Genomic DNA, 20222 nt, shown 5'->3' with positions numbered 1-20222 from the left:
CGTCATGGCGGCAAGGACAGGAAAGTGACGATTTCCGCCAAGATCAACTACGTGCGGCCGTGCGCAGCGCCCGGTAGAGCAGCCGGGAGTCGCCCAGGTGGTGGCGCAGGAGCTTCTCCAGGCCGCCGATCGGCACCAGGTTCTGCGGGGCGCGCGGATCCTTGTAGTCGACGCCGGCCAGCGGCGGCAGGGCCAGCGTCACCGCGTCGGCCAGCGCCGCCGCCTCCGCGGGGTCCAGCTCGGCGCTCGCCTCACAGCGCACGATGCCCGCCCACGGGGTGACCGCGTGCACGGGCAGCCGCACGTACCAGGCGTGCCGCCGCCAGCTCGTGCCCATGAGGAACACCGGCGTGCGCTGGCCCGGCGCCAGCGAGGCCACCACCGCCGACTGGGCAGGCGGCAGATAGGCGATGTGGTGGGTCTTGATGTAGCCGATCGTGCGCGGCAGATGCCCGCGCCCGCGCAGCGGCCCGTCGACCAGCAGCAGGTCGTCGGCCATCCCGCGGTGGCGGACCGACAGCTCCACCTCCAGCTGGGTGACCTGCCGCTGCAGCGCCAGCGACAGCTCCTCCGCCGTCGAGTCGGCCGCCCTGCCGGGGCGGTAGGTGGCGTGCGCGGTCTTCACCTCGGGCGTGTACGGGGAGGCGCTGATGAGCGCGCGGTGCACCTCGATGTCCGCCAGGTCGGCGCCGTCGGGACCGCACCGGACGATCCCGGCGGCGTACGAGGCCGCGATCCCCGGCACCGGCATGGCCGTGTCGGGGTCGTCCACCCACACCCGGGCGTCGATCCGGCGCACCCCGTCGGCGACCAGCAGCGTCTCGGGAGCTCGGGCGTCGGGGCCGGGGGTGACGGGCTTCCAGTCGCCGGACGGCCGCTCGATGTCGAGCACCAGCTCGGCGCTCGTGGCGCCCAGCTCGGAGAACGCCTCGGCGGCCAGCGCCGCCGCGTAACCGGGGTCCCAGGGATCGACGGAGAACGCCGTCACGGCCCCACCTTCCGCACGTGCGAGCCCTTGGTGTCGCGGCGGACCTCGAACCGCACCGGCACCCGTTCGGCCAGCGCGGGGACGTGGGTGACGACGCCGACCATGCGCTCCTGCCCGGCGGCGAGCCGTTCGAGGGTGGTGGCGACCGTGTCGAGGGTGGCCGGGTCGAGCGTGCCGAACCCCTCGTCGAGGAAGATCGAGTCGAGGCCGCGCGCGACCGCGTCGGACAGCGCCAGCGCCAGCGCGAGGGCCGCCTGGAAGGTCTCGCCGCCGGACAGCGTGCGGGCGCTGCGCCGCATCCCGGCCTCGGCGTGGTCGATGACCTCGATCTCGGTACGGTCGCTCAGCGCGAGCTCGTACTGGCCGTCGGACAGCTCACGCAGCAGGCCGGAGGCGGTGGTGACGAGCACGGCGAGGGCCTCGGCGCACAGCCAGCGCTCGAAGGCGTTGGCGCGCAGCCGCAGCGCAAGCTCGTGCGCGACCTTGGCGGCGTGCTCCTTCGCGGCGAGCTCCTCGGCCAGTTCGGCGGCGCGTTCGCGGGCCTCCCTGACCCGCTCCAGCCGGGACTCGACGCGGGCCACCTCGCCGGCGACGGCCGCGCCGAGCTGCTCGGGGGTGCCTTCGCCGGGCAGCGGGACCTCGTGCTCCCGCAGGCGCTCGGCGAGCCTGGCGCGTTCGCGGGAGAGGCCGGCGGTGGCGGCGGCGAGCTCCTCGTCGCGCTCGGCCAGCGCGGCGGTGGCGGCGCGGGCGGCCTCGTCGCGCCAGGCCAGCAGGTCGGTCCAGGCGCGGTGCAGGTCGTCGCGGGCCAGCGGGGGCGGCGGGTCGTCGTGCGAGCCGAGCGCGAGCAGCCGGTCGCGGGCCGTCTCCAGCGTCCGCCACGCGTCGGCGGCCCGCCGGTCGGCCCGCTCCGCCTCCGTCTGCGCCTGCCGCAGCCGGGAGCGGGCGGCCCTGACGGCGGTGCGGGCCTCGGCGGCCACCGCCTCCGCCTTGCCGATCGCGGCCAGCCTGCCCTCGACCGCCGCCCGGTCCACGGCCGGGGGCAGCGCGGCCAGCTCCGCCTCCAGCCTGGTCACCTGGGTGGCGTACATCCCCGCCGACGTCTCACCCTTCGCGTACGCGGTCCGCGCCCGCTCGGCCTCCTTCCGCGCGGCGGCCAGCGCCCCCTCCGCCGCCCTGATCTCCGCGGCCCCAGGCGCCCGCACCACCACCCGGGACGCCCCGGCGCCCGCATGGGCATGCACAGCCGCATCGGCGTGGCTCCCCGTACGAGGATCTTCCGCGACGGCGGTGGTCGCCGGGGCGGTGGGGGTTCCCGAGGCGGCGGAGCCCGTCGGGGCGGTCGGCCGCGGGGGTGTGTTCTCTCCAGGGGTGGGGCGGAGGCAGACGGGGCACGGGTCGCCGGGGGTGAGGCGGGAGGCCAGGTCGGCGGCGGCGTGGGCGTCGCGCAGCCGGTCGCGGCGCCGATCGGCCTCGGCCATGGCGCTTTCGGCTTCCTGGAGCGCGGACCTCAGCGACTCCAGGGAATCCGCCGCGGAACGGGCCTGGGCACGGGCCGACTCCATCTGTGCGGTGAGCCGGTCGCGGGAGTCGAGCGCGGTCAGCGCGGCCTGGGGGCGCTCCCGGCCGCCCAGCGCGGCCAGCGCCTCGTCCGCCTCGTGCTCGTCGGCCTCCAGCGTGGCGACCTCGTCGAGCAGGGACGTCACCGCCTCCGCGGCGGCCCGCCGGGCCGACGAGAGCGTCGCCACCCCGTCGGGCATGCGCGGCGCGGCCAGGGCCTCCTGCCGCTCGGCCACGGCGGCGCGCTCGCGGGTGGCGCGGCGGATCTCGGACTCGCGGGCACGCAGCAGGTCGAGGTCGGCGTCGAGGGTCGCGGCCAGCCGCCGCAGCGCGGAGAGCCGCCCGTCCAGCTGCTCCTCCAGCTCGGCCGTCGCCCCCGACAGCTTGCCGAGCTCGTCGCGGGCCAGGGAGGCGGAGGTCCTGGCCGTCTCCTCCTCGCGCACCGCCCGCTGCCTGATCGCCTCGTACACGTCGGCGTCGAGCAGCTGCACCAGCAGGTCCTGCCGCTCGCGCGGCGCGGCGTGCAGGAACTCGGCGAAGCGCCCCTGCGGCAGCACGACGCACTGGGTGAAGAAGCGGTATTCGAGCCCGGTCACCCGCTGCACCTCGGCCGTGACGTGCTCGCCCTCGGCGAGCGGCCTGACCACGGCCTCCCACGCCTCGCCCAGCGGCACCCCGCCGGCCAGCTCGTCGATGCGCGCCTCTTTGGTGCGGACCGTGCCCTTGCCGTCGCGGACGAGCGCGCGGACCACCCCGTAGCGGCGGCCGTCGCTCTCGAACAGCAGCGCCACCTTCCCCGCCGCGACGGACGGGGCCAGCGCGTGGGCGATGACGTTCTCCCTGCCCCAGCGCGGGACGGTGCCGTAGAGCGCGAAGCAGAGCGCGTCGATGATCGTGCTCTTGCCGGCCCCGGTCGGCCCGGTCAGCGCGAAGTAGTCGACGTCGGAGAAGTCGACGTCCACCGGGTCGCGGAAGCTGCCGAAGTGGTCGAGTCGCAGCAGCAGCGGGCGCATCAGCCGGTCACCTCGTCGTACAGCCGGTCGAAGAGCGTGGCCACCTGTTCGTCGGCGCGGCCGGTCGCGGTCAGGTATTCGCGGAACAGCTCGCGCGGGCTGCGGGCGGGCGAGCGCGACTCCCGTACGGCGGCGACGGGGCGGAAGCGCTCGTCCAGCGTCACGTCGATCGCGCCCGGCAGCAGTTCGCGCACCTGGTCGGCGAGGCCGACGCGGGGTTTCTCCTCGACGACCACCCGGAGCCAGTCGTCGCCCTGGTCCAGGGACTCCAGCCGGTCGAGCGTGCCGCGCACGGTGCGCAGCCTGCGCGGCGAGCGGAACACGACCTCCTCCACGACGGCGGGGCGGCCGGGCGCGACGTCCACCAGCAGGGCGCCGGGCAGGTTTCCCTCCTCGCCGAAGTCGACCGCGATGGGCGAGCCGCTGTACCAGATGGGGCACGGGCCGGGCAGCTGCTGGCGGCGGTGCAGGTGGCCGAGCGCGGCGTACTGGGTGGACGGCGGGAAGGCGGTGGGCTCGAAGTAGTACGAGAAGATCGACTGGGCCTCCCGTTCGCCACCGCCGAACCGGCCGCCGGGGAGCGTGCCGTGGGTGGTGATCAGGTTGACCGTGTCGTTCTGGAATCCCGCGGTGAGCGCGGCGATCAGCTCGGCGATGCGGGCGGCGTAGTCGCGGTTGTGCTCGGCGGCGGTGCCGGCCAGCACCTCAGCGGCGCGCACCACGTAGCGGTGTGACAGGAAGGGCAGCACGGCGAGCCGGACCGGCTCGCCGGTGCGGGCGGTGAAGGAGAGCGTGCCGCCCTGGTCGGGGCGGCGGAACGCGCCCACCACGTGCAGGCCCAGCTTGCCGAGCAGCGGCCGGTAGACCTCGAACAGCTGCGGGTTGTCGTGGTTGCCCGCCAGCACCACGACGTCGCGGCCGCCCTCGCGCAGCGCCATCAGCGCCGGCAGCACGAGCTGCTGGGCCTCGGTGGTGGGCGCGGAGGTGTCGAACAGGTCGCCGGCCACGATCACCAGGTCGACGTCCCGCTCGCGGGCGGTGGCGACCAGCTCGCGCAGCACCTCGCGGTGCTCGTCGAGGCGGGAGCGCCCCTTGAGCACCTTGCCCACGTGCCAGTCGGCGGTGTGCAGGATCTTCACGAGTCGACCTCTCAGAAGGGCGGGATGTCGTCTTCGACGCCGGGCAGCCCCTGGAACGGATCGGCCGACGCCTCGGCGGGGGCGAGCGCCTCGGACGGGCGGGTGGCCCAGGCGGGGAACGGGAAGGCGACGACCAGCGGCACCGGGATCTCGGGCTGGGCCACGAACATGGTGCCGGGCCTGGCGATGGTGGCCCGGTCGCGGACGGCCGGGGGCAGCCAGCCGTACTCGGACCTGGCGGCCTCGGCGGTGTCGAGCCGGCCCGCGACGCGCACGGCGCTGTTGGCGACGATGCGGCGCTCCACCTCGGAGGCGGTCTGCTGCGCGCCGATGAGGATCACGCCGAGGCTGCGCCCGCGCTCGGCCACGTCGAGCAGGATCTCCTTGATCGGCGAGTCGCCTTCGCGCGGCGCGTACTTGTTGAGCTCGTCGAGCACCACGAACAGCAGCGGCTTGGCGGTGCCCGAGGACTCCTTGCGGTGGAACTCGCCGCGCAGCACCACGCCGACCACGAACCGCTGCGCCCGCTCGGGCAGGTTGTGCAGGTCGACGATCGTCACCTGGGCGCTGGAGGTGCTGACGGAGTGGTTGCGGTAGAACGGCAGGTCGCCGCGGATGATCGGCGACAGCGCGCGGACGGCGCTCCTGAGCCGGCGCAGGAAGGCGTTGACGGTGCCGAGCGGGGTCTGCGCGCCGGTCCACTGAGGGCGGCTGCCCTCGTCCTGGAGCTGGTCGGACAGCAGCTCGACCAGGTCGGAGAAGGTGCGGCAGGAGGTGCCCTGGATCATCACGGCGCCGCCGTCGCCGACCGGCTCCGCCCACGCCTTGAGCCGGGCCGCCACCTGGCCGACCAGCAGCGAGTAGCCGGCCCGCTCGTCGTCGGCGTCGGCGAACGCGAAGCGCAGCAGCTCGTCCTGGCAGAACTCGACGAGCGTCCAGTAGAAGGAGCTGACGCCGTGGGTGCGGGCGGAGACGTGGGGGACGCCGTTGGGGTCGCCGGGCCGGGGCGGCGCGAACACGTGGACGCTGCCGAACGGCCTGGCCGGCAGCCCGAGCCGGCCGTAGACGGCCTTGGCCGGCTCGTCGAGGCGGACGTTGTCCTGGTCGAGGAAGAGCAGGTCCTCGCCCTTGACCGAGAAGATCAGCGCCTTGGTGTTGGCCGCCTCGCCGCCCAGCACCCCCGAGTTGAAGATCGAGTAGAGCAGGAAGGTGGCGAACGAGGTCTTGGTGGCGACGCCGGAGACGCCGGAGATCGACACGTGGGCGCCGCGGGTGCCGTCGAGGAAGTCGAAGTTGACGTAGAGCGGCTGCCCGTCGCGGCCCACGCCGAGCGGCACCCGGCGCTCCATCACGTCGAAGTAGAGCGCCTGGTCGCGGTCGCCCGCCCCGGCGAGATAGACCGTGGCCCCGGGCAGCGGCGGCACGAACACCTCGGGCTCGACCCGGGTGACCCGCACCTCGGCCACCTCGACCACCGCCGCGGGCAGCGCCCCTTCGGCGATCAGGAACACGTCGGAGTCGTACGCCGCGCCTTCGTGACGCGCCTCCACGGCCGTCACCACGCCGGCCATCACCAGCGGCCCGTGGCCGGGCACCTCGCGCTTGGTCACCACCACGTCGTCGAGCTGCACCACCTTGCCCGGCTCCAGCCCGATCCAGAACGACAGCGGCGAGGCGGCCTGTGTGCCCAGCACCCGGCCGACCGCCCCCGCGGCCACGGAGGCCACATCGACGCTCGTCATCCCGTTGACCGTCACGAAGCCCTCCACCCCCATCAACGCCTCCATGCAGGGTAATGGGCCAGGGTGACAGAAGTCCCCCGTCAAGGAGCACGCGACCGATGACTTCGCCGCCTCTCGTGGGTCTACATTTCAGGATGACTGGGAAGGAAGCGACGACATGACCCACACCCTTGAGGTGCCCGGCGCGACTCTCGCCTACGACGTGCACCAGGCCGAGACGGACGACGCGCCGATCCTGCTGATGATCGGATGCCCGATGGACGCCAGCGGGTTCACCGCCCTTGTCGGGCGGTTCCGTGACTGTACGGTGGTGACGTACGACCCGCGCGGGATCGGGCGCAGCGAGCGGGACGGCGGCGGCGAGTCGACGCCCGAGCAGCACGCCGACGACGTGCACCGGCTGATCGGCGCGCTCGGCGGCGGGCCCGTGGACGTCTTCGCCAGCAGCGGGGGCGCCGTGAACGCGCTGGCGCTGGTGGCCCGGCACCCCGAGCAGGTGCGCACGCTCGTGGCGCACGAGCCGCCGGCCGCGCAGGCCCTGCCGGACCGGGAGGGGGCGCTGGCCTCGGTGGTGGACATCTGCCGGACGTACGATCGCGACGGTTTCGGCGCGGCGATGGCGAAGTTCATCGCGGTCTCCAGCCTGCGGGGCGAGGTTCCCGCCGGTTTCGCCGAGCTGCCCGTGCAGAAGCCGGAGGAGCTCGGGTTCCCGGCGGAGGACGACGGCTCCCGCGACGACCCGATGTTCGCCCAGAATCTCATGACCTGCACGCATTACGAGCACGACTTCGAGGCGCTGCGCGCGGCGCCGACCCGGATCGTCATCGGCGTCGGCGCCGAGTCGGAAGGGGAGCTGGCGCACCGCGCGGGCGTGGCGGTCGCCGCGCGGCTCGGCACGGAGCCCGTGGTCTTCCCCAGCCACCACGGCGGATTCCTGGACGGCCAGTTCGGCATGGCGGGCGACCCGGACGGCTTCGCCGCCACGCTCCGCCGGGTCCTGTCCGCATAGGGGGGCCGACGAACCGGGCAGACTGGGCAGAGTGACGTCGATCGATCATCAACCGGCCACGCCGTTCGAGGAGCGGCTGTGGGCCGCTCATCAGGACGGGCAGACGGCCCTGTGCCTGAGCCTGCTCCGCGACGCCGACCTGGCGCTGCCGATCACCGCCGGCGCGGCGGCCGGGACCGAGGCTCCGGCCTGGGCGACGGCCGCCGACGCCGAACGGACGTGGGTGCCGGCGTTCACCTCGGTGGCGGCGATGCGGCTGGCCACCGGCGGCGTGGCCGCGCACTGCCGGATCGCGTCGCCGGTCGAGCTGGCGGCCGGCTGGCCCGACCCGCGGTGGGGCCTGGCGGTCAATCCGGGGCTGCCCGTCTCCTTCATGCTGGAGTCGGGCACGCTGGCCAGGCTGGCGGTGCCCACGCTGGCCCAGGACCTGCTGATCGCCCCCGGTTCCGGGGTCCCGGCGGTGCAGAAGCTGCTCTCCCCCGGCGGCGTGCACGACCTGCTCACCGGAGGCGAGCCGAGGATCTCCGGATACTGCCACCACGCGCTGGACGTCTCGCACATCGCGACGCCCGCGGTGCTCGCCGAGGCCCTGGGGCAGCCCGACATGCTGACCTCCGACGGCTCGCTCAACATCCTGCGCTGGCGCCCCGCCGGCCTCGGCCTCTACCGCACCCCGTACGGCGGGACCGACGAGGAGCGCAGGGCCGCGGTGGCCGGATGGGTGGTCGAGGAGCCGCCGTTCACCGGGCTGGGCCTGGCGCCGAACGTGGACCAGGTCATCCGCGAGTACAAGGTGTACGGGGTGATCCTGCCGCACGGCGCGGAGATCTGGGAGCTCACCGAGGCCGGGACCGAGCACCGGCGCGCTCTTTACCACGGCGACCTGCGGCGATGGCTGCTGATCGGGGCGCGGACGTGACAGGCCCTGCTGTTTACGGTGCTCACTACCGTGCCCGCTGGCGGGGCGCCGACTACGTGGCCAGCCCCGAGCCGCACCCCCTCGAACTGTGGGTGCGGCTGCGCAGCCCCGATCCGGCGGACGGCTTCGAGGAGGTCGAGCCCGGCTGTCACGTGCGCACGGTGCCCGTGGCGGAGTGCGAGGCCCTGGACTTCGTGACGACGGTGTGCCACTGGCGGGGCGAGCGGTTCGACGTGCGCGACGAGCGTGACGGGCTGCTGCTGCTCGAGTATCTGGGCGGCTCCGCGCTCACCGCGCGGGAGCTGGGGCTGGAACGGATCGAGCGCGGCGTGTACCGCCTCTGGGTGCCCCGTGAAGAGGTGAACGATCCGCAGGAGCACGCCGTACCACTCAATGGGGAAGATTCACCACTTTGATGCACCTCTTGCCTTCTGATGTTCATGTGACGGAAACTGATCAGTAATACGGGTGTGTGATCAGATTCGCCGGGGATGGGGGAGGTGTCCGTGGAGTCCCTCCCTGACGTGGCGGCGATGCGCGCGTACGCCGACGAACTGCGCGACATGTTCCGCCAGATCCAGGACGCGAGCCTGGAGTTGCACGCGAAGGCGCGAGAGGTCCAGGTCACCGAGAAGTCGCGCGACGGCCTGGTGTCGGTGACGGTCGGGGCGCGCGGGGAGCTGGTCAGGCTCGATCTCGACCCGCGCATCTACCGGCGTCCCGACGCGCGGCACCTGGCCGACACGATCACCGAGACGACGCGGCGGGCGGTGGCCAGGGCCAGGGAACGCGTCACCGAGATCTTCGAGCCGGTGATCCCCCGCGCGGAGTTCGAGGCGCACCTCGACGGTGACCTCGAAGCCGCCATGAACCGGCTCGCCGACCGGATGGAGGGCCGGACGTGAGACTCTGGGACGGTACGGAGATCATGAAACCGACCGTGGACCGCGGGCTGACCCAGTGGGACACGATGGCCGGTGACCTCGACGAGAAACTGTCCGACCGGGTCGCCAAGGTCAAGGCGGCCCTCGCCGCCGCGCCGTGGGGCACCGGCGCCGAGGGCGTGGCGTTCTGGAACGCCCACTTCCAGGGCAACGGCCCGAACCTCCTGCTCGACCAGTGCGCGCAGCTGTGCCAGGAGATCTCCGGCGAGCCGGGCAGGGTGCGCGCCGCCGTCGGCAACACCCTGCAGGTGAGCACCGCCATGGAAGAGGATCTCTCCGCGATGATGCGGCAGGTCTGAGAGCTCCGGCGTGGCGGTCAACGGCGGCCCGACCAATCCCACCGCACCGGGCGGCGGTGGGCAGCCGAGCGTGTCGGCCCTGGTCACCATCAACAGCGACGTCCAGCCCGTGTGGGAGACCGAGGCACTGCCCGACTGGGTGGTCAACTGGCTGATCCCCATGCTGTCGGCCGGGCAGAAGTGGCCGGAGGCCAGCGAGAGCGGGCTGTCGAAGCTGGCTCACGCGTACGGTGACCTCGGCACGACCGCCGTCGGCAGCACGCAGGACGCGGGCACGGCCGCCCGCACGGTCGCCACCGGCTGGAACTCGCCCTCCACCGCGGAGTTCGTCTCCAGGGCCCAGGTCCTGTACGGCAACGAGGGCGGGCTCGCCGGGGTGTCGGCGAACGCGCACGCGTACGGGCAGCAGGCCAACAATTTCGCCGTCGAGACCCAGTACTCGAAGCTCTCCATCAACGTCGCCTTCTGGGTGACGGTCGTGGCCATCGCCATCGCCCTCATCGCCGCGTTCTTCAGCGCCGGGTCCACCACCGCCATCATCGGGCCGTACGCGGCGGCGGCCCGCGCGGCCATCAGCCGCATCCTCGTCAGGCTGGCCACCGTGGGCGGCAGGTCGCTGACCGCGTCCCGGCTGGCCAGGGTGACCACGCTCAGCGGCGCCACCGGCCGGGGCGTCATCGCCAGGCTGCTGGCCACCTCGCTCGGCCGGGAGCTCGTCGAGGAGATCGGCGAGGAGTTCTTCATCGACGCCGTCGCCCAGTACCAGCAGATCCGGATGGGCACCCGGCAGGAGTGGGACTGGAAGAAGTCGCAGGCCGCGGTCATCGGCGCGGGTGCGGGCGCGGTCATCGGCACCCGGCTGTCCGGGCCGGTGTCCCGGGTGACCGGCTCGGTGCCCGGCTTCGCGGGGCGCGCGCTGACCACCGGCGCGACGAACATGATCGCCTCCCCGGTCGGCAGTTTCTTCGCCAACGGCGCCGTCTACGGCCAGTGGCAGAACCCGTTCACGGCCGAGTCCATGATGGGCGGGTTCCTCGGCGGCGCCGGGCGTGCGGGGTCGATCAGCCCGTTCAATCCCGACGTCTACTCCGCGCTGGCCAACCCGGTGTCCACGCTCGCCTCCGCGTACGACTCCGCCGCGCGCACCGACGCCGCCCGTTCCCCGGGTGGCGACCCTCCGGGCCCGGCGGCGGGGAACCCGTCGAACGGCACGCCCGACCCCGACGGGGCTCCGGGTTCCGCCCGTACGGCCGAGCCCGCGCGCGCCGGCGCCCCGGCGGCCAGCGGCGGCGCCACGCGACCGGCCGGCAGCCCCGACACCGGCCGCCCGGACACCGACCCTGCCGCGCAGCGGCGTACCTCCGCCCCGGCGGAGCCCGGCGACCGGAACCAGCCGGACGCGCGTACCGACCGCACCGCCAGAACCACCGCCACCAGCGATACGACCCCGGGGCAGGACAGCACGGCGGAACCCACGGGCGAGTCGGCCCCCACCGCGACGCCCGACGCCCAGCCCCAGGGCGAGCCCGCGCGAACCGCCGACCCGACCGCGCAGAACCCCAGCGGGACCACGCAGAACCCCGGAGAGGCCACGCAGAACCCCGGGGACACCAGGCAGCCCACCCAGAACCCTGGAGAAACCGGCCAGACCACCCAAAATCCTGGAGAAACCAGCCAGGCAGCCCAGAATCCCGGCGAGCCCGCCCAGAACCCCGAGAACCCCGCCGACCAGACCGCGCAGGGCGACGTCCGTGCGGACGGGACGCCCACCACCGAAGGCACGCCCGACACCACGACGCCGCGGGCCCCGGAAGACACCACGGTCACCGCCGACGGCGCGACCACCACGCCCGCGAACCCGGCCCAGGCGGCAGGCCCCGCCCCCACCGCCACCACCGGCCAGGACCCCGCCGCGGGCGCGTACACGAGCAAGCCCGGCACCGTCACGTCGAGACCCATCCCCGGCACCCGGTACGTGACCGACGGCCGCCAGGGCCCCGACCTGACCCTCGCCGAGGTGCGGGCGGCCACCGACGAGCTGCTCACCAAGTACTTCCTCGACGGGACCGTGACCGGCCTCACCTGGTCGCAGGACGGCACGACGCTGGCGGTGCACACCACCGACGGCACCCACTACTTCCGCCCCGTCGTGGACCGGAGAAGCAAACGCGACGAGATGGCCCGGACCAGGGTCAGGAACGACTCCGACGAGAACCGCCCCCACAAGGTCAGCTTCAACCCGCGCGTCGCCGGCGATCAGCTGTCCAGGGTCTGGCTGCACGAGATCACCGACACGCTGCAGCGGCTGCGCGCCGACCGGCTGCCGGTCCTCCGTCGCCCCAATCCCGAGCAGGCCAGGCGGGATGCGTGCGTGGACGCCCGGCTCAACGAGATGGCGATGCTGGCCGACAAGTGGGACAACGCTCCGACGATGCCGGAGAAGCGGCTGCTCGCCCTCGACATCGACGGCGTGGCCCGCGCGCTGCGCGACAGTAAGCACACCCCGCCCCTGCCGCCGTGGGCGCCCAAACAGAGAACCCGGCGGCAGCACACGCCGCCGCTGCCGGAGGGACGACCGTCCGCCGAGGAGGTCGCGTCCATCATCGACACGCTGACCAAGGCCGAGCAGGATCTCCAGGTCCAGGTCACGGCGTTGCGGGCCAGCGCCGCCGAGGAGCGCGAGCAGGCGCTCAACTCCACCCAGGAAGCCCGGAAGGCGCTGCGGCAGCATGACTCGGGCCGGTTCGAACGAGCCAGGGCGGCGCGTAAGGAGCACGTGCTGCACCGGGCCGCGCAACGCCGGCACCTCCGCATCGCCAAGGCGTACGAGAGTGCGTTGATCCGGGCCGTCGAGTCCAGGCAGACGTACGAACAGCTCCTGTCGACGTTGCAGCAGGCGCCCAGGCCCAACCATCGCGGAGAGCCGGGCCCGGCCAAGAGCGCCCGGCGGATCGAAGCCTTGGCCCGGCGGCGCCACCTGAGCTACCTCAACACGATGACCATGGCGTTGCCGCAGCAGGCCGCCCTGGGCACCGCCATGCCGGCGGGCACGCTCGCCCACCTGACCGCCCTCACCACCACGGTCAACGAGCTCCTGGAACGCAACGGGGCGAGGCACCGGTTCACCCCGGACGAGCTGGAACGCGCCGTGCGGGCGGACTTCCACCGGATCGTCTCCCCCGACGGCCTGGTGCTGCGCCTGGGCCACGGCTCCACGGCGGCGGAGATCCGGCTCAAGCTCACGCTCTCCGACCTCTTCGAGGTGCTCGACTCCGGCGTCAAGGCGTCGGAGATGATGGTCGGCCTGTTCTTCCAGGCGGCCCGTACGGTCTCCGCGACCCAGTCGAGCAGCGGCGGCATGTCCGGCGGCTTCGACACCAGCGTGCTGGCGAAGCTCATGCCGGAGGGCGAGTGGTACCGGACGCTGACCCAGGTCCTGGGTGTCAGCATCGGGGGCGCCGGCGGGCGCGGCAACTCCACGACGGGTGGCGCCGGCATGTACGCGCAGGGGGGTTCCGTCGCCGACAACAGAAGCGAGTCCCTGCTGTTCGACGCCGCAGCCAGGTGGACCGTCGAGATCCGCACCGGGCGGGAGACCGCCTGGCGGGGCACCACCGTGGTGGACACCGGCGCACCCGGAGACCCGGGCTCGCAACGCCTGTGGATCTCGCACTCCTACGCCGACCAGCGGCCGAGCAAGCTGGTCCGGATCCCCGAGCATCAGCGCGACCCGAAGCTCCCCAACCTCGTGGTCAGCGAGATGACCGGTCTGGAGGACGCGTTCGACGCGATCGCGCGGGAACTCGGCGGCGACTACGCCAAGATCGGCGAGGTCTCCCGCGGGAACCTGCACGGTTTCGTCACCAGCGAGCTGCCCCACCGGTTGCGGGACGCGGTCAACACGGGGATCGAGCGCGTCTTCACCGTCGACGGCCGGCCGCACGCGCGGGTGCGCGCCGAGAGCAGGATCGTGCTGGTGACCGCCGAGCCACTGGGCGGCGCGACCTCCGAGGAGTGGGAGGAAGAGGTCCTCGTCGACTTCGTCTCCGCTCCCGGCGGGGTGTCGTCCAACAGGTCGCTCGGCGGAGATCTCTCGGCCGGGCTCCGGATCAACGCGCTGGAGGACGTCGACGGTCCAGGCGATTACGGCCCCACCATCGGGCCGAAGGTCAAGGGCGCCGTGGGCGGGTCGCGATCGTACTCGTCGACGGGCAACAAGCAGACGATCCACCCGGGCGTGCACAGGAAGACCAAGCGCAAGCAGGCCCACCAGTTCGCGGTGGAGACCACGTTCACCGTGGAGCGGTTCGGCAAGCCCCCGATCACGCTGCCCACGACGCGCAGCATGGTGACCGCGAGCATGCGGGAGTCGGCCGCCTACCGCTTCGGGCTGCCCGTCGACCGTCATGCGCTGAAGTACCGGAACGGCGAACCGGTCACCGACGCGGACGGGAACGCGGTGTTGCGGGGCGACCCGGATCCGGATCCCCCGCCTGGGCGCAAGGCCGAGCTGCCCTCGTTCCTCGGCGACGGTCCCGGGCAGATGCGCGGCGCGGGACCCGCCCTCGTCCAGGACATCGATGGGCTGGACGGGTTCCGGCAGAAGGTGCTGGACCAGCTCGCCGAGCGCGGCCTCGTCCCGAAGACGGTCAACGGCAAGCCGAAGTACGCCTTCGGGGAACTCGCGCGTGCCGCCCAGATCCTCAACCTGCAGGAGGTCACCGAGCAGCTGTCCGAGCACCGGATCAGGAGCGCGTACGACTCGCTCGCGCAGGACGGCATCGTCTTCGACCTGGTGCAGCTGGGCGTCAACAGCGCACCCGAGCACTTCTCGCTGAAGATCTCCTTGAAGCAGGACTTCGCCGGCGGAGTGACCTACGTCGGCCACACGGACTCCGAGACGGTGGTCAATCTCGAGATCAGCTCCGACACCTCGGCCTGGGCCGCCGGCCGGTCCAGGAACGGCGGCGGCGGCCTGTCCGTCGGCGTGGGCGACGGTCCCCCGGAGGGACATGACGGGACGACGCACGAGGTCGCCGGCAAGTACGACTACCAGAACACTCTGACGATCGGCTCCAGCTCCGGCAACACGGACAACGAGGTGCTGCTCCACGAGACCAAGGGCCCTGTCTCGATCTTCCTGCTGGAAGGCGACCTGACGGCCGAGCTCCTGCACGGCAAGAAGTCGACGGTGCTGGCGTCCGATGAGATCACCGCCAAGCTGCTGTTCGCCGCCGACCTCCTGCCACCGGACACCGCGACGCCGCCCGCCCCGCTCGGCAAGGTGTCCGCGGAGGCCCAGGCCAAGATGAAGCTGCTGTATCTGGACGTGCCCGGCAGGATGGACGCGGCGCGCGAGGTGCTGCCCCGGGCGACGCGCAGGAGCTCCCCGGCGTTCCAGAAGATCTTCTCGATGCTCAACGTGCGCAACCTGATCTCGCACGTCAAGCTTCTGACCCGGCCCATCGTCACCGACACCGTCGTCCGCGCCGACGGGATTCCGCTGCGGTCGTCGCTGTCGGTGTCGGGGGAATTGGGCGAGTCCGAGGTCGTGGCGGTGGTCGACCAGGTGAGCGGCGACATCCTCTTCGGGCTCGGCAGCGCCGGCGTGTCCTGGGGCGGGTCGTCCGGCCACACCATCGGCGGCTCGGGAAAGCTCGGCGACCTCGACGACGCCGGGCAGACCGGCGACAGCGCCACGCTCGGCGCGCCCGCCCGCTTCCGTGGCAGTTCCACGTCGGCCTCGGTCCTCGACATCTGGGGCACGGAAGAGCTTCTGATCGAGTTCGGCCGCCAGTACATCATCAAGTCCTCGGTGGATCTCACGCTCACCGGCTCGGAGAGCGCCATGCCCGGGCTGCCGATCGCGGAGCAGATCGGGCTGGGCGGCACGAAGACCGCCGGCGCGGCGGGCACCGCGCTGTTCTCGATCCCCGAGTACGACGCGCTGGTCCTGTACTCGGCGGGCAAGCTGAACCTGCCGGCCCACCTGGTGAGCGACGCCATCGAGCGCCTGCTCAACGGCAGCCTGGATCTGGACGCCACGGTGGCCGTACCTCTCGCGCAGAAGTACCTGAAGGACGTCGCCCAGGCGCGGAACACCGGCCAGGACGTCGGCTACGCCGACCGGCACACGCCGGCCGCGCTGCTCGACAAGATGCACGAGCTGACCGGACTCGGCCCGGCCCCGGGCTCCCCGAGCAACGAAGCGGAGCAGCGGCTCCAGGACGTGCTGAGCGAGGCGGCCGACCTCATCGAGCGCTCCCGCAGCATCGTGGTGGCGCCGTCGTTCGAAGGGGCGACGGGCATGGGGCTGGTGGAGTCGGTCGTCATGACCGACGAGCAGGGCGAGGTGGTCCCCGCGGCCGACGCCGTGGTGGCCGCCATCCGGGCCCAGGCTCCCGACGTGCTGGCCCAGAGACCGAACATGCGGGACCAACTGGATACCGACTTCTCCGACAACGCCATCAGGATCCACATTGACGACGCGTGGTCGCCTCGTGGCTTCGAGAAGACCTACGGGCTGCATACGGACATCACGCAGACGAGGCCGGCCGAGGAACTGACGGTCAGGTACCGGCTGCTGCCCATGAACCCCGAGGGCCTCCGGCAGGCCGAGGCCCTCACGCACTCGTCACTCTCGGGGATCATCAAGCAGCACTACCTCTACAGCGAACACAACCGCTCACAGTCCCGGGCGGGTTCCCAAGCGGCCGGCCTGGATTACGGCGGCAGTGACCACGGCGACGGTCAGGGGGCCGGTCTCTCGTCCGACCGGGGCTATTCGTTCTCTCACTCCAACACCGAAACGGGCGTGCGGCTGAACCGGCTGGGCCTGTTCATCGGCAACGACCGAATCCGTCAGGGCATGATCGCCGTCGTCCAGGTCTCCCGGAACGCGGTGGGCGCCGAGCCGGTCTTCGGCCCGCCGGTCGTGCTCCCCGCCGCGGTCACCCGGCGCCTCCCGTCCGGCATGATCATGCCCGCCGACCAGGACCCGGGACCGGTCTCCACCGTGCGCGACCCCCGGCTGGCCGAACTGCGGTCCGGACTCTTCCCGGAGGCGCTGTGGGAGGACCCGGTCAAGCCCGATCTGTTCCAGGTGATCAACCAGCAGCTGTCGAAGATGATCGGCGCCAAGGCCGTCCGGGAAAGCCGGGCGCAGCTGGTCAAGCGTCTGTCACGGTCGGCCCTGCTGCCCGCCTTCGAGCGGATGTCGGGACCGGTGGGCAACGTGATCCGGGTCGCCAGCATGCGGTTCAAGAACCAGGGCGCCCGCGTCACCATCCATGCCCGCACCTCGGACCTCACCGTCATCGCCGGACCCTTCGATGCGGAGAAGGGCCAGGTCGACAGGAAGGCCGAGGCCCAGAACGTCTCGATCTCCCGCAGCCGGGTGCTGCCCGTCGGCGTGAACGCCGGCGAGAGCGACGGCGACTCGGGCCTCAACGGCGGCGTGCGCGGCGGCGAGCAGGCGTCGGAGAGCGTGAACGACCATCACGGCGCCCGGCGCGAGCGCAGCAGCTTCGAGCAGGCCAAGCTGTTCATCGTCCGGCTCAGGGTGGACTACGACCTCAAGTTCGAGAACGTCGCCCGGCGCCCGGACCAGGAGGAGCGTGCCGTCGGCGACCCCGTCCACATGACGGGCGCCGCGAGCGGCTGGGCGGACGTGGTCCTCACCCAGCAGGAGCTCGAGGAGATCATCTCCCGGATGGAGTCGAACGTACGGCTCGCTCCCGCCTCCGATCCGGGAACGAGGCCGTTCATGTTCGTCCCCGGCCCCGGCCGCCAAGGGCTGATCAAGGTGGTGCAGGACGCTCGCCTCGCCGCCCGCGAGCGCGGCATCCCGGCACGTGTGCGGGTCCGGGACGCGGTGGGCATGCACGAGTACGTGGCGTCCCCCGACGGTTCGCTACGCAGCGCGAAGCCGGACGGCGGGTTCGCCGAGGCGTTCGCCACCCTGTCCCCCGCCCTGCTGGAGGCCGCCGACAACGTCCGCCTCGACCTGCGCGACGTGTTCATGAACTCCCCGGTGCCCGGCTCGTTCGTCCGGCAGGTCACGCACGCGCTGAACGAGCACGGCGTCTTCGCGGTGGACGTCGGGAAGCCGGTCTGGCCCGCCGACGTCCGCAAGTCGCACGCGCCGGTGGGCGGCAGCGTCGCCCAGGGCTGGTCCGGCGGCGGCGCGCCCTCTCCGGCCCTGGCGAACACGATCTTCGACAGGGCGGGGCGGCCCGACGGGGACCCGGATCTGGACCTGGCCGAGGTGCGTGCGCAGGACCTGCCCGCGGGCGACCTGGGCGGGGCCGCCGCGCACCTGTCCTGGACGTCCGGCGACCTGCTGACCGTCCAGTTCCCCGCCGCGCCCGACCAGCACGTCCGGGTGCTGATCGAGGATCCCGGCGCGGATCTCAACGGCGCCACCGAGGTGCGCGCGGGCACCCCCGAGGAGCCGCACCTGGTGCGCCTCTGGCAGCGGATCCACCCTGACGTGGTGTCGTCGGTCCTGGTGCACGAGCTCTCGCACGTCGCGCAGGCCGTCTCGGCGGCCGCGGCCGGTGCGCCGCAGGGCGTCATCAGACCGTCGCCGCAGGCTCACGAGGGCGACGACCTGTGCCTGGTCCCCCGCTTGGACGAGCACACCCACCTGGCGCGCAAGTGGCGTGCGGCCACGGACCCCGACACGCGTTCCGGTCTGGCCGACGCGATCGACGCCATCGCGGCCGACCTCGAACAGCGGGGCCACACACCACCGTCGCCCTGGGGCACCGGCTCGCGCACGGCCGCACCGGAGCAGCAGAGCAGGATCGCCAGGCTGCTCAACGGCGGCCCGGCCGTCGACCCGCTCGCGGCCGGGGACCGGCCGGCCCTTCCGGAGGCGGCCGCCGCGGCCGCCGTCCAGCGCGCCGCCGCCCACCTGGGCGGTCGCGTCCACGCGCCCAGCCCCGGCGTCCTGGACATCCTGCTGCCCGGCCACCCGTCCGTCCGCGTCGAGGTGCGACCGGCCGCGGCCCCCTCCTCGGGGCAGCCCTCCGGACAGCATGTCGTCACGTACGAGGTGGACGGGAGGCTCACGATCGGGGCGAACGAGCGGGCCGCCGCCGCGACGACCGCGCGGGCGATCGCGCAGGCTCGCGGGCAGGCGGCGGCGGACCACGCGGCCCTGGCGGAGCTGAACGAGGCGGTCCGGCAGGTGCGGGCGGCCACCGCGGCGCAGCGGCCCGGCCGGCTGGGCACGCTGTTCGACCTGGTGTCCGCCACCCGCCCGGAGGTGTTGCGGCTCCTGTCCGCGCCGGTGGCCGCCGAGCTCGCCACGCTCGCGAACGGCGCCCGGCCCCGCGACTGGCCCGCACACCTGCAGCGGCTCCGGACACTCGCCAACGCCACCGGCTGGTACCCACCGGAGTGGGAGTGCCGCTGCCCGGAGGACGAGCCGTGCACCTGCGGCCGCGGCGCGGGAGCCCAGGCTCCGGCGGACGCACCCCGGGAGCCCGCCGGCGCGGTCCGGGCGTGATCGGGGTCGTGCATGATGGGAACCCCGGACGAGAGGACGGTTATGGCTTTCGCGGTGGCGAGGACGAGAGACGAGGCACACCTCTATCTCGATCTGCATCCGTGTGCCTGCGGGTCCGCCGACACCACCTGGGAGAGCGGGCTGGTCACCGTGGAAGGCGAGCTGGCCAACCGCTACTCCGGCGCGTGCCAGGAATGCGCGAGCCCGAGGGAATACCTGTTCGGCCTGCCTCAGCGCCCGGTGATGCCGGCCGGCTATCCGACGTTCGGCGGCCCCGAGCCGTCCGAGCTCCTCGACGCGGGCGAGTGGCTGTGGGTGTCCGACCTGTCGGCGGGCAACGTGCCGGTCGACGACCCGGCCGAGGCCGAGCGGGTGCTGCGGGTGGCGACTGCGGCCGTGGCTGAGGTGGTCAAGTTCGTGCCGCCGGGCGCGGACGCGGTGCCCGACGACGGGTTCTGGTCCGAGCGCGGGCAGCGGGTGCGCGCGGCCGAGCCCGGCCGGTTCCAGCTAGACCGGCTGCTGGTCGTCAGGGACACCTACCAGGGTCTGGTGGGCCGGCATGCCTGAGCAGGGTCTCGCCCGTACGCTCGTGGAGGCGTACGTCCACCTCGACCTGGCCGGCGGCTCGCGCGGGGCGTCGACCGAGGAGGTGGCCGACGGCTGGCTGGTGCGTCTCGGCGACGCTGAGGTGTTCGTGCCCCAGGAGTCCGAGGCGTGGGCGCGGGAGCAGGACCTGACCTTCGGCGCGGGCCTGTCGGAGCTGATCGACCCGGGCCAGTGGGTGCTCGTCGCTGACACGTACGCGCGCCGGGCGCTGGAGGGCGCGCTGTCCTTCGCCGCCGACCCGTCGGACGCCGGGAGGTTCGACGAGGTCGCGACCGGCTGGCGGTTCGCCGCCGACGCCGTGGCGGAGGCGCTGAAGTTCTTCCCCGACGGCGCGGCCGAGCTGTCCGATGAGGACTTCTGGACCGAGGCGGGCAGGTCGCTGCGCGAGTCGGAGCCCGGCAGGCTCACCCGGGGCAAGCTGGAGCTCGATCTCGCCTTCTACCGCGCGAGCCTGGACGACTTCCTCCGCCTGCACGGCCGCTGACAGCCACC

12 protein-coding genes are annotated in these 20222 nt (G+C 73.0%); 8 read left to right on the top strand and 4 right to left on the bottom strand.

Annotated elements, in window-relative coordinates:
- Positions 1-43: 43 nt before the first annotated feature.
- The 4 genes from KME79_RS07170 to KME79_RS07155 are packed head-to-tail and all read right to left on the bottom strand — an operon-like array spanning position 44 to position 6484.
- Positions 44-988 (bottom strand): hypothetical protein, encoded by a 945-nt coding sequence (locus tag KME79_RS07170; protein ID WP_148029608.1) that lies wholly within the window; start codon positions 986-988, stop codon positions 44-46.
- Positions 985-3558, bottom strand: coding sequence for an AAA family ATPase (locus KME79_RS07165; RefSeq protein ID WP_219543777.1), 2574 nt, complete (start codon positions 3556-3558; stop codon positions 985-987). Before KME79_RS07165 ends, KME79_RS07170 begins: the two co-directional genes overlap by 4 nt.
- Positions 3558-4697, bottom strand: coding sequence for an exonuclease SbcCD subunit D (locus tag KME79_RS07160; protein ID WP_219543776.1), 1140 nt, complete (start codon positions 4695-4697; stop codon positions 3558-3560). The genes KME79_RS07165 and KME79_RS07160 overlap by 1 nt, the downstream gene beginning before the upstream one ends.
- An 11-nt stretch (positions 4698-4708) precedes the next feature.
- On the bottom strand, positions 4709-6484 hold the full coding sequence (locus KME79_RS07155) for an ATP-binding protein (RefSeq protein WP_246639416.1): 1776 nt from the start codon (positions 6482-6484) through the stop codon (positions 4709-4711).
- 112 nt (positions 6485-6596) lie between these two features.
- Here KME79_RS07155 and KME79_RS07150 point away from each other — a divergent pair, with 112 nt between their 5' ends.
- The 8 genes from KME79_RS07150 to KME79_RS07115 all read left to right on the top strand — a co-directional run bounded on the left by KME79_RS07150 (position 6597) and on the right by KME79_RS07115 (position 20214).
- The gene (locus KME79_RS07150) at positions 6597-7448 is read left to right on the top strand and encodes an alpha/beta fold hydrolase (RefSeq protein ID WP_219543775.1); all 852 of its coding nucleotides are present in this window, start codon (positions 6597-6599) and stop codon (positions 7446-7448) included.
- A gap of 31 nt (positions 7449-7479) precedes the next feature.
- A complete protein-coding gene (locus KME79_RS07145) occupies positions 7480-8367 on the top strand; it encodes an SseB family protein (RefSeq protein ID WP_219543774.1) in 888 nt (295 codons plus the stop codon).
- Positions 8340-8783, top strand: coding sequence for a UCP033725 family protein (locus KME79_RS07140; protein WP_219543773.1), 444 nt, complete (start codon positions 8340-8342; stop codon positions 8781-8783). The genes KME79_RS07145 and KME79_RS07140 overlap by 28 nt, the downstream gene beginning before the upstream one ends.
- Positions 8784-8873: 90 nt before the next feature.
- Positions 8874-9272 carry a YbaB/EbfC family nucleoid-associated protein gene (locus tag KME79_RS07135; RefSeq protein WP_261808343.1) on the top strand — a complete coding sequence of 133 codons (399 nt, stop codon included), beginning with the start codon at positions 8874-8876 and terminating at the stop codon, positions 9270-9272.
- The gene (locus KME79_RS07130; protein ID WP_148029601.1) at positions 9269-9610 is read left to right on the top strand and encodes a hypothetical protein; all 342 of its coding nucleotides are present in this window, start codon (positions 9269-9271) and stop codon (positions 9608-9610) included. Before KME79_RS07135 ends, KME79_RS07130 begins: the two co-directional genes overlap by 4 nt.
- Positions 9611-9620: 10 nt before the next feature.
- The gene (locus tag KME79_RS07125) at positions 9621-19124 is read left to right on the top strand and encodes a WXG100-like domain-containing protein (RefSeq protein ID WP_219543772.1); all 9504 of its coding nucleotides are present in this window, start codon (positions 9621-9623) and stop codon (positions 19122-19124) included.
- A gap of 54 nt (positions 19125-19178) precedes the next feature.
- Positions 19179-19691: a hypothetical protein gene (locus tag KME79_RS07120; RefSeq protein WP_308248823.1), complete on the top strand. Its 513-nt coding sequence runs from the start codon at positions 19179-19181 to the stop codon at positions 19689-19691.
- Positions 19684-20214 carry a hypothetical protein gene (locus KME79_RS07115; RefSeq protein WP_219543770.1) on the top strand — a complete coding sequence of 177 codons (531 nt, stop codon included), beginning with the start codon at positions 19684-19686 and terminating at the stop codon, positions 20212-20214. Before KME79_RS07120 ends, KME79_RS07115 begins: the two co-directional genes overlap by 8 nt.
- The last annotated feature ends 8 nt before the right edge of the window (positions 20215-20222 follow it).

The organism is Nonomuraea harbinensis (genome assembly GCF_019396385.1).
Taxonomy (GTDB): Bacteria; Actinomycetota; Actinomycetes; order Streptosporangiales; family Streptosporangiaceae; genus Nonomuraea; species Nonomuraea ferruginea.
Note: the sequence above shows the minus strand (reverse complement) of the source record. Positions and strands in the feature narration are given on the sequence as shown.